General features: G+C 71.7%; 1 protein-coding gene. It reads left to right on the top strand.

The genetic code is table 11. From position 1 onward, the window contains the following. Positions 1-300, top strand: a 300-nt coding sequence (locus tag QSK17_RS35865; RefSeq protein ID WP_502889361.1) for a transposase, incomplete at both ends; no start/stop codon positions are given.

The raw sequence follows: 300 nt of genomic DNA, 5'->3' as shown, positions 1-300 counted from the left end.
TCTCGCACGAGGCCATCTACCAGGCCCTGTATATCCAGGGCCGCGGGGCGCTGCGCCGCGAGCTGACGGCCTGCCTGCGCACCGGCCGTGCGCTGCGGGTGCCCCGGGCCCGGACCCGCCAGCGCGGGAAGACGTTCGTCAGCGAGGAAGTGCTGATCAGTCAGCGGCCCGCGGAGGCCGCCGACCGGGCCGTGCCCGGGCACTGGGAAGGCGACCTCATTATCGGCTTGGGCAGTTCCGCGATCGGCACGCTGGTCGAGCGCACCACCCGGTTCACGATGTTGCTGCATTTGCCCCGGA

The organism is Microtetraspora sp. NBRC 16547, assembly GCF_030268965.1.
Classification (GTDB): Bacteria; Actinomycetota; Actinomycetes; order Streptosporangiales; family Streptosporangiaceae; genus Microtetraspora.
Note: the sequence above shows the minus strand (reverse complement) of the source record. Positions and strands in the feature narration are given on the sequence as shown.